This window comes from Lacihabitans soyangensis, from assembly GCF_024343775.1.
In the GTDB taxonomy this organism is placed as follows: Bacteria; Bacteroidota; Bacteroidia; order Cytophagales; family Spirosomataceae; genus Leadbetterella; species Leadbetterella soyangensis.
On record NZ_RJUF01000073.1, the window covers coordinates 1 to 2803 of the forward strand.

At 38.9% G+C, this 2803-nt stretch carries 4 protein-coding genes; 2 read left to right on the plus strand and 2 right to left on the minus strand.

Annotated features, from left to right (window positions below; genetic code table 11):
* Positions 1 to 234: 234 nt before the first annotated feature.
* Complete coding sequence (locus tag EGI31_RS14270; protein WP_255037836.1) at positions 235 to 375, minus strand: hypothetical protein; 141 nt, start codon at positions 373 to 375, stop codon at positions 235 to 237.
* A gap of 287 nt (positions 376 to 662) precedes the next feature.
* Here EGI31_RS14270 and EGI31_RS14275 point away from each other — a divergent pair, with 287 nt between their 5' ends.
* Together EGI31_RS14275 and EGI31_RS14280 are read left to right on the plus strand one after the other, a co-directional pair.
* Positions 663 to 1262: an immunity protein Imm33 domain-containing protein gene (locus EGI31_RS14275; protein ID WP_255037898.1), complete on the plus strand. Its 600-nt coding sequence runs from the start codon at positions 663 to 665 to the stop codon at positions 1260 to 1262.
* Entirely contained in the window at positions 1259 to 1699 is a 441-nt protein-coding gene (locus EGI31_RS14280; RefSeq protein WP_255037899.1) for a hypothetical protein, read from the plus strand. The genes EGI31_RS14275 and EGI31_RS14280 overlap by 4 nt, the downstream gene beginning before the upstream one ends.
* 289 nt (positions 1700 to 1988) lie before the next feature.
* Here EGI31_RS14280 and EGI31_RS14285 read toward each other — a convergent pair.
* Positions 1989 to 2803, minus strand: an 815-nt coding sequence (locus EGI31_RS14285) for a transposase (RefSeq protein WP_255037900.1), incomplete at its 5' end; no start/stop codon positions are given.

A 2803-nucleotide genomic window follows, 5' to 3' on the forward strand; every position in this document is an offset into this window, starting at 1 on the left:
TACTTTTTCTATCATCGTTTTCAGTTTCCTTGTTTCTCATTTGTTCCTAAGCTACCGAAAGGCTCTTAGGTGCATTGGAAACGTTTAATGTTTGGTCCTTCGCTACTGTGTGAGACCGTCCAAGATTTCCCATTCAGGACTTGGCTCGTTGCTGGTAGTTACTACGACCTCTGCTGACTTCTTCACTTAACCACTCGTGGTTGTGAAGACCTCCCCAGGTAAGAACATACTCTTTCATTCGATGCCTGCGAAATCTACTCTGATAGGTTTGTTGGCCACGGACTTTGTATTGATGTGCATACTTATCCACCTATCATAGCCTCTTATTCCGTTTCTGTAAGTCAGTACCGAATTTTGTAGTCTCGCTTTCTTCACTGCATCCCTCACGAGAAACCAGCTTGCGACTTACTAACACACTTTACCAACTAGCATGTAAAGGACTCAGTCTTTTCGACTTGCACCTTCTAGAGTTTATTTGTACTTTCGTACTCGATGTCCATACTGGGCACACACATTCGTTTGCCACAAGTGGGGGTTAAGTGGTGTATTATTCATTTGTAATTCTATTTAAAGTTTGTAGGTGGTTTGAAAATTCGTGCTTCGATTGCCCCACCTGACGGCAAGCGAAAACACGTTGGCAGTAATTTTACAGAGACCTCGTAATGAAAGTAACACGACAAGATTTAATTGAGCTTTGCGACAAATTTTTAGATAACAAAATTGACAAAGTAATAATTCAAGATTTTGCTTGGACTGCAATTACTGATGATGATTTTGAATGGCAGGACGATGAAATAATTTCAGAGACAATTTTTGAGTGGGATAACGAAGACATAAACTTTGAAATTAACAAGACAAACATTTCGCTTTGGAAAAAACGTTTATTGACAGACAAAGATGATTTGTTAGAACATAATTTTTGGAATTCCCATATCGACAAGCAAAAAGAAATTTGCAAGAACAATAATTCTATTTGGAAACCAATCAATAAGAAATTAAGAGTTGGTGTTTCTATAAACCTTGACAAAGACCCAATAAATGGATTAAGACATCCAGCAGAAAAAGGAACAACGGGTTGGTTTATTTGGACAGGAGATTATTCTGAAGCAGACGACTTTTTTCAACCAATGTGTGCAGAACATTTATTACAACAACGACCTGAAATAATAAAATATTTAGGGCTTGACATAGGCTTTAGGTTTCTTGCTGACGCTAAAGGCTATGAAGACATTTGGTATGATGAGAAATTAAAAACCATATGACAGAAGATAAGTATTGGCATAGACTATTGATCCATTTTTACAATAGAAACTACTTTAGGAATGGGCTAACACTTCCATTCATTATTGGTTCAAGGACTATAATTGAACCTGATAAAGAACTTCAATCAATTTCGGAATTACTTGAAGAAGCAAAAAAATCAAACGTATATTTAAGTGTTTTAAAATGTGACTATATCGGGGAATTAGTTTTTAGCATTTCCAGTTTGACAGACTTTGATATTTATGGAGGTTTTGAAAACATTGTTGACATTGACGGTGATTTCAAAGAAAAAATTAATTTTACTCAATTTTGTGAGCTTTTGGAGAACGAATATTCAGACACAATAAAGAAATCAATGTATTCAAGAAATAGTTTGGGCAAGTGGGAATATTTTACAGACGAAATAGACTTGCCACGATTAAAAGAATTGAATTAAAAAACTACTGCCAACATTCGGTTTGGCTATATGGCGGGCAGAAGGAATAACAATGAGCATTTGTAATTCTATTGTGCAGTGGCTCGGGCAGAAGTTTTTCAATTTAGCTTTTTGTTGCTATCTTCATCAAAAGTTTTTCAATCAGCTTCGGTTCCGGTCTGACGTTTTTCAAATCCGCCACATCGCCAAGCCGAAAACCGTCAGGCTGTGAAAAAACTCAAGAACTAAACTTTATTGGCTTCTCAGGCTATCACCATGAATCATAAATCGATTGTAAACGTGCCTGATTTTAGGCAGCAATGTGCCAAGTAAAATTTTTGGAAGGCTTATATGACTTCAAAATTAGTCCTTTTTCGACAAAACAGGCCACCCTTTCGTAATCGGGTGTCCAGTTTTTGAGTTTTTCTAAGATTTTGGGCATGGTTAGGATGTTCAAGCTCCGCTTGAGATTGTAAACAGTCATAATCAAGGCCATTTCTCCGTTCACTTTTTCTAGTCCTCTCAGGTTGGTATGGTTGTATCCCCACTGTCTCTTGATGGTTCCAAAAACATGCTCATTGATTTCTTGTCGCTTTCGATAAAGGGGCTGATTGTTTTTGTAGTTTTCATTGTTTTTCTCTACAGCCTCGGCATATTCTGAACGTTCTATTTCTCGGCGGCCATCTTGCCGGCCTGTGCATTTGTTTTTTACTGGGCAACTAGTACAAGCTGGAGTGCGGTATTTCTTAAAGTTATAGCTGATGTTGTGGTCTCGTTTCTTTTGGTGCCATGTGCCTTTGGTGGCTAATGTTTGACCCTCTGGGCAGGTGTAGGTGTCGGTTTCTTTATGGTAAGTAAACTTTGAGACGATATACTCGGGCTGCGTGCCGTGGTCGTTGCTGTTCACTAGCTCTGCCATAGCTACTATGGTGCCGATACCTGAGTCTTGAGTAGTCTGTAACTCTCTGCCGTTGTGGTAACCCTTATCAGCTATTACGGTTATTGCTTCGGCTTGGATGTTGTCTTTTGCCTCTTGGGCGGCTCTGCTGAGGGCATTACGATCGTTGCGGTTGAGTGTGTGTGTAGCTACCACCAGTTTGTGCTGTTCGTCTACAGCAGCTTGTA

What these genes read in the sequence shown, in the direction of transcription:
- EGI31_RS14280 (WP_255037899.1), top strand. Translation starts at nt 1,259, where the DNA reads ATGACAGAAGATAAGTATTGGCATAGACTATTGATCCATTTTTACAAT.
- EGI31_RS14275 (WP_255037898.1), top strand. Translation starts at nt 663, where the DNA reads ATGAAAGTAACACGACAAGATTTAATTGAGCTTTGCGACAAATTTTTA.